Origin of the sequence: Citrobacter sp. Cf136, assembly GCF_030333815.1 — a bacterium.
Classification (GTDB): Bacteria; Pseudomonadota; Gammaproteobacteria; order Enterobacterales; family Enterobacteriaceae; genus Citrobacter; species Citrobacter freundii.
Genome location: NZ_JAOWFE010000041.1, coordinates 364,027 through 370,850 on the forward strand (window position 1 = coordinate 364,027; position 6,824 = coordinate 370,850).

At 40.8% G+C, this 6,824-nt stretch carries 7 protein-coding genes and 1 pseudogene; 4 read left to right on the forward strand and 4 right to left on the reverse strand.

Features of this window, described 5'->3' with window-relative positions:
• The 4 genes and pseudogenes from OGV98_RS23480 to OGV98_RS23495 form a co-directional block, all read left to right on the forward strand.
• Positions 1-491, forward strand: a pseudogene (locus OGV98_RS23480) (hypothetical protein); the annotation flags it as partial.
• Between the two features lie 49 nt (positions 492-540).
• Positions 541-807, forward strand: coding sequence for a hypothetical protein (locus tag OGV98_RS23485; RefSeq protein WP_286552223.1), 267 nt, complete (start codon positions 541-543; stop codon positions 805-807).
• Positions 808-827: 20 nt separating this feature from the next.
• Complete coding sequence (locus OGV98_RS23490; RefSeq protein ID WP_138828108.1) at positions 828-1,703, forward strand: hypothetical protein; 876 nt, start codon at positions 828-830, stop codon at positions 1,701-1,703.
• Positions 1,704-1,738: 35 nt separating this feature from the next.
• On the forward strand, positions 1,739-2,368 hold the full coding sequence (locus OGV98_RS23495; protein ID WP_196615444.1) for a hypothetical protein: 630 nt from the start codon (positions 1,739-1,741) through the stop codon (positions 2,366-2,368).
• Positions 2,369-3,207: 839 nt separating this feature from the next.
• Here the strand turns inward: OGV98_RS23495 and ubiA are convergent.
• The 4 genes from ubiA to OGV98_RS23515 form a co-directional block, all read right to left on the reverse strand.
• Positions 3,208-4,080 (reverse strand): 4-hydroxybenzoate octaprenyltransferase, encoded by an 873-nt coding sequence (gene ubiA, locus OGV98_RS23500; protein ID WP_016149402.1) that lies wholly within the window; start codon positions 4,078-4,080, stop codon positions 3,208-3,210.
• A gap of 13 nt (positions 4,081-4,093) precedes the next feature.
• Complete coding sequence (ubiC, locus tag OGV98_RS23505) at positions 4,094-4,591, reverse strand: chorismate lyase (protein ID WP_044715430.1); 498 nt, start codon at positions 4,589-4,591, stop codon at positions 4,094-4,096.
• Between the two features lie 356 nt (positions 4,592-4,947).
• Positions 4,948-5,232, reverse strand: coding sequence for a type VI secretion system PAAR protein (locus tag OGV98_RS23510; protein ID WP_044715431.1), 285 nt, complete (start codon positions 5,230-5,232; stop codon positions 4,948-4,950).
• Positions 5,233-5,796: 564 nt separating this feature from the next.
• Positions 5,797-6,824 (reverse strand): hypothetical protein (locus OGV98_RS23515; RefSeq protein ID WP_286552227.1); only part of this gene is annotated, 1,028 nt, incomplete at its 5' end.

A 6,824-nucleotide genomic window follows, 5' to 3' on the forward strand; every position in this document is an offset into this window, starting at 1 on the left:
ATGACGAGACGCTGGTTGTGGGCAATGACCGGAAGATGTCGGTGAAGGGAAAACAGGAGCAGACCACCACCGGCGACCATGTCAGCCTGGTGAAAGGGATGAAGAGCCTGGAGGTGAAGGGAGACCTGGCGCAGAAGATAAACCTGAACGGCGGGGGGAGTGCGGGAACGCCGGTGGGGGTGATGCAGCCGGGCGCGCTGGAGGCGCTGGCGGATGATGATGCAGATGACGTAGATGATAATAGGACCGGGAATGATGATAATTCAGATGATAACGAAGATAACCAGGATAACACCGACAAGTATTACCTTCAGTTTCATTTTACGGATGATGATGGGATACCGTATGCAAATACAGAATACATCGCATATTTTTCAAGTGGTATGCAAAAGAAAGGTCTGACGAATAAAGAAGGAAATACAGAGCGATTTATAAGTAATGCCATGGATAGCGTCGAGGTTAAATTGACGTTAGATTTCCAGAATAATTAACTATTTTATAATCGATTGAATTTCTTTAATCTCTGGAGCGAAAAAATAAATGGTAAATACAACCATCGGTGTGATGAATAAAGCAAAAGATCACACTATTACGCAGAAAATAACACGCATAAAAAGGATGTATGGAAGAAACATTATTATATTAGATTATGAGAATGAAAAACCTGCCCCAGGACTTGAGGTAATAATTAGAACATTAGATGATATTTCTTACTATGTGCCAGATGATAATGGTAAAGTTGATACGGTATTTACTCAAAAAAATGATGAAAGAATTATTATTGATGTTTCTTCATTTATTATTTAAGAGTTGTAATAAAGGACTATATGATGAATAATGGAAAAAAACCTGATAGCATGTATAGCGATTCAAAACATTCTGGGTATTTGCATGAAATAAACTCTGTAGATGATTTTGAAGTCAATATTGTGACATTATTTATCGGGTGTACATGTGGAAAGCCAGTTGAAAACTATCCATTTCAACAACCTGTTTTTGATTGGTTAAAAAAAATATCAAAATACATTATAAAATATTCAGGTAGGTTCTCAGTACCGCCTATTGCAGTAGCTGGTGCTCTGGCTGATGAATATAATACCAGGTTTATGCCTGATTACTCATATGCAAAAAAACAATTGGACTATCTTCAGGATGAAGTCATCCCAAAAGGGAAGTATACAGAATTGCCTGAACCACAAAATAATATAATGAGTAGTAGTGATCTTGAGGTGCAGTATCAAACTATAAAGGAAAATGATCCTAACAATATTAAAAGAACGACATCCGATAGGCTTAGTAATACAGTGGCGGGCGATTATGGGAAAGGAAATATATCACTACGCACTGCATATGATATGTATGACGAAAAAATTGATGACTTCCCTGAAATGTCCAGATTAGATATTTTAAGATATCTCGCCACAGATGAAGGAACAGTTCATTTTGCTGCATTATCAATAAAAAAAGCATGGGATATAATGTCTAAGTATATAGACACTTTTCCGCCAAGAAAACAAGAAGCAGTGTTGGTTACTTATTTCAAACAGGGCGATAACTATCGAATAAAATTCATAAATAACTCATTAAAGAACAATCCCAATGCCAAGATAAGATCTGGCGAAGGATGTCGGACTTGTTTTCAAAGGCAGCAAATAGCTCAAGCAATAGATATTCAGGTTAAAGTTCTTCAAATTGAAAAATAAGATGACAACTAATTATCACACATGAGGGCATGTTAATGCTGAGAATTACTTTGGTGACCATATTTTGGATTGTGAGCAGTATTTTTTCCAGCATGCTTTTTATTTATTATGATTATAATAAAATACTGGCCGCATTAATAATAATCCCAGGCATCCTTCCTGTTGTCCCTTTATTATTACCTGCGCCTAAATATGGATGGCGATTAATATATATATGCTTTGCCATAATGATTCAGTTGGTTTTTATTTCTTTTGACCTATTGCGAGGAAATATTTACCCTTTATTTTTTGTGGTGATTGGTGTGTCGTTATTATATTTTGCAATACTCATAAAAAACAATACAATATCATATTTTTTAGGTGTCATTGTTTGTATGTGCCTTTTTTACCCATTAGGGAAGCAGTTGTATTTATATAATGCATTCTCCATGAGAGATATATGTTTCAATCATGAGGAATATTGCGGCTCATCATGTTATAAAGACTATAGTGTAATATCTTGTAAAACTTCAAAATGGAAAATGGATGTCTTTCATGGTTCTCCGGGGAGTCACTATTACTTTGATTCTGTTGATGGCAATATATATGTTAATTTTGGAGATGCTAACAGTAGTGCTGAATATTTATTATTAAATGGGAAGCTAAAAAATAATAACAACTACTAGTATATGGAAAATTTTCATTCTGCAAATACTAAAATATAGCAGCCAAGTTGAATGGCAAAGGCACCTCTACAACTCATAAAATCACTAAAATTTAATTATTTATTTTCATCAATTTTTATTTTACATATTGCATTCGCATTGTCATATGAGACCTCTTGTAAAGGTGAAATGTTATACGGATATGGTAAACTTTATTACAACAACACAGCGCACAAAAAGGAGGGAGTATACCCTTTAACATTAAAAAAAAATACAAGTCAACTTTCCCTCTCATAAAAAAAGACTTGGCATCATATTACAATAACAAACCTTTTATGGATCTTAACATTCAAGATTCACACTAAAACATCAGGTCACTATTTCAATAGAGGCTAAAAACAGAGCCAATAAAGCACTAAAAATCCCCAAAAAGAACCTTGTTTATAACAACCGACTTTTTAAACCTATATTCCATATAACTACAAAATGTATTCCTTTAGATTACGTTGGGCAAACCGTTAATTTTGGCAATGAATATCACTATCCTGATAATTTCATCATAACAAATCCAAATAGTGAATATCATGCTAGTATTAATCTAAATGAGAATTACAAGTTCATACCGGGGAAGGATGAATATTATATATCCATTCCAAACATTTTTTCTCAATAGTATCAGAGAATGATAAAAGCATAGAATTTGCGGCCACTTCTAATATGATAACTATAAGCATTGAAGGTGAAAAATATAATTACAACAAACAAATATTGTAATTCCGACGCTATCAGAATTTTAGCGTAGAGTTAGCGTGTAGTAGACAGAATAAGGTATAAATACCATATTCTGTCTACTACTATACTCAAAAATGCCAGTAGCTCATCGCCAGTCCTAAGAACAGTACCAGGCCTACATAGTTATTGTTCATGAACGCTTTAAAACAGGCATCACGTTCACGATTAACAATCAGCTTCTGCTGATACACAAACAGCGCGCCCGCCACCAGCAGAGACCAGTAATAGCCCGGTCCCAGCCCGTTCAGCCACCCAACCAGCGCCATCAGCACCAGTACACCGACCTGCAGAATACCAATAATGAGTTTGTCGTTCTGGCCGAACAGGATCGCGGTCGATTTAATGCCAATCTTCAGGTCATCATCCCGGTCAACCATCGCATACTGTGTGTCATAGGCCACCGCCCAGAGAATGTTGGCGAGGAACATCAGCCAGCAGCTCAGTGGTACAGACTCGCTCACGGCGGCAAACGCCATCGGTATAGACCAACCAAACGCCGCGCCCAGCACCACCTGCGGCAGATGCGTGTAGCGTTTCATGAAGGGATAGACCCACGCCAGCGCTAGCGCCGCAACGGACAACAAAATGGTCATCGTGTTGAGCGTCAAAACCAGCAGGAAGGCCAGCAACACCAATACGACGAACAGCGTTCGGGCTTCTTTTTCGGTGACGGCACCGCTCGGCAGCGGTCGATTCGCGGTGCGTTTAACGTGTCCGTCAAATTTCCTGTCGGCATAATCATTTACCACGCATCCAGCGGCGCGCATTAACCAAACGCCGGCGACAAATACCGCCAGGATCCACAGTTGCGGCATGCCTGGGGTCGCCACCCACAATGCCCATAGCGTTGGCCAGAGCAGCAGTAAGGCGCCGATCGGCTTATCCGTACGCATCAAGCGGTGAAACGCCAGCAGCTTATTCTGCGTCAGACTCCACTCCATCTTTATCTTCCTCTTAGTACAACGGCGATGCAGGTAGGAAAAGTTCGGTAAGCATCAGCGGCTTACCGCTCAGCCGCAGGCGGGAACGTCGCCCCCACAGCGCTGCATCACGGCCAATTTCAATAAAATCTCGGGTCAATGTCGATGACGTAAAAAGGTAGCGCCCAAGTGGGGTTTTTCCCAGGTTTTGTAAGGCCAGTTCAGGGCCGCACAAAGTTGATTCAGGCACTACTGTGCGCCCGGCAAGCCAGGGTTCACCGTCCGCGCAGAGCAGAATTTCACGCAACCAATAACGGGGTTCTGTCGGCAGCAGCATCAGTTCTTCAGCCACCTCATTTTGCCCAACAAATCCTTCGCGAAGTAACGTGACGGTAACCTTTTTCCCCTGCTGCTCAAAACGTTTAGTCATGGAATCTTCCAGTAACAACCAGTCGAGCAGTTGCGGGTCCAGCGCCGGAATCGCATCAAAATAACGCAGCGCACGCAGTTGCGTTAACGCAGGGTGTGGCATGCCTTACTCTCCGATTTATAACCTGAAGGCATTGTATCGCAGAAAATGCTTTACGGGGTGAGCAAACACAATTAAGTGATCGGCAGAGCAACATAAGTGTAACAATCAGCATAGAAAGCTAAAAATTACGGGGAACCCTGCCCTCTAGTTAAAAACAGAGTAATTTTCTGTTGTGCTCGACTCTGCCGGCACATCGCAGGTTCTGATTTGCAAAAAATTTAGCTAACCAGTGACCAGTATTACTTGACCGCTATAAACCGACAACGGCAGTGTCAATCACCATGCCCCCTCCACTTCCAGTGTTAAGCGCTGTCCATTTTAGTGATATAACTTTTTCCCTTTTATATCAGCGTATATCAACCGATGTTGACTGTACCGCTGCCGATAACCACGCCGCCGCAGTCAATGGCGTCACCGGTTCTGGCGGCAGGGAGGCCGTCAATAAACACAGTGCCTGAACCACTGGCTATCTTACGTGGGTGAGGCGGATGTTTGGGTTTATCGTGGGGTGTCAGTGGGTCACCCATACGGGCTGCAGGTAGTCCGTCGACAGAAACCGTTGGAGAACCCGCAGTAATAACGGTTTCGTGATAACCATCGTGCTGGGTGCCTTTGTCGTTAAGTCGGGCTGCTGTGGGCATGGGGATTCTCCATCGATCATATGAACGTCTGACAGCAGAGCAAGATCACGGATCTTTTATCTGAGAAAATTCTATTTATGTATAAAAATAAACTTTTCATGCTCTTTCTCTGCCTGGATGTTGTGTCCGTCGGATATACTCAATAATATTTTCTCAATTTCATTCAATAATTACCTTTCCTTTTCATCAAATTAAAGTGTTTCATAAGAAAAATAAAAAATGGGAAATAACACCATCCAATTAACATCACCCATGACATCATGAAAAGTACGCGCCATCGGATGATTACCCCCTCCCCTAATATTATATCAGTGATGAGCAACGAACAAAATGACACAAACCATCCACAGATACAACCGATAAACAAAGTCCATACAGGTTTCATTGTATAGAAAATGTCAAATACTACCAATAAGAAAATTGAAGATAAAAAATATATAACAAAATAAATAAAAAAATAAAAATCATGAACCTGATGTTTTTCTACAGCTTTATACAAAAAATGAAAATGAATAACCATAAAAATAAAAAGCACTAAAAAAATGAAAGCCGTTTTAAACATTTTCATCTGGCAGTATCCTTTTCTTCCAGTCTACGCTTTCTTATCTCAACCACAGCTGCCCATAACGAATTTGGTAGCGTATACGTATCCATATCAGGCTCTATATGTTGTAGCAATTTTGAAGACCATTCAGCACAACTAAATGCTCCGGGCTCCTCATCACCATCATCTAAAGCAATAGCGGCGTTTTTTAACACCACTATCTCTTCATCCGTAACAGGTAAAGATACCATTTTAACTTTATATGGAAACCATTCACTTTCAAGTTTATCTTTCGATTCGCCCTCAGGATTTTCCTGATAAGCAATGAAATCATTCAAATTTGCAAATTCACCACTAAATAAAAAACCTGATCCACGTTGTCCATGTCCATTTTCTAGTTTCTTATATGGATTATAACTTCCATTAGGATCAAAAAGATACGGCCCCAAAGAATCATTTTTGATGTTAAAATACACAGCAGAATAATCTCCACCGATTTCATATGTTGAATGCTTTTCTATTATAGTTGATGTTATAAGTATGACTTCCGATGTATAATTTTTTTCTTTCCCGTTTATGGCGAACTCTGATTTACTATTAACCACCTTGCGTGCTGTCTGTCCGTATTGTTCTGGTTCGCCCTGATCTGTTATTTCTTCTTTTGTACCATCAGGAAAATAAGCAATATGTCTTCCTGACTCATCATCACCTAACGCCGCCAGTACACTCGGTTGTAACGTCCCTACGGGTGTTCCCGGACTCCCCCCGCTGTTGAGATTGATTTTCGGCCCCATAATGTCCACGCCGCCCGGGTGGATGACCACAAACGAACCGCCCACCTTCAGGCTTATCCGGCTGCTGCTTTCCAGCACAATATCGCTCTGAACCTTTATTCCCAGCGCGCCGCTTATCTTCTGCGCCAGGTCTCCCTTCACCTCCAGGCTCTTCATCCCTTTCACCAGGCTGATATGGTCGCCGGTGGTGGTCTGCTCCTGTTTTCCCTTCACCGACATCTTCCGGTCATTGCCCACAACCAGCGTCTCGTCAT